Genomic DNA, 261 nt, shown 5'->3' on the forward strand with positions numbered 1-261 from the left:
AACTGCTCAAATCCCTATACGTTATTATTTTACATCTTAAATGGTAAATTTAATCTAGAAAGTGCTATGCAATGTGGGGAATTTTTACCTTTAATAAAAATGGCAAGCAAGGTGATGATATAGAAGTAATTTCAAAACAAAAGGAGAGATGGTCATGCCTCAAATGGATGTAAACCAACTAAACCAAGCAAAAGCAAATGTCACACTGACGCAGGAATTATTAACAAAAGCAATTGAAAAAGCCAATTCCGATCCAACACT

It is taken from the genome of Neobacillus drentensis, from assembly GCF_036966985.1.
In the GTDB taxonomy this organism is placed as follows: Bacteria; Bacillota; Bacilli; order Bacillales; family Cytobacillaceae; genus Neobacillus; species Neobacillus drentensis_E.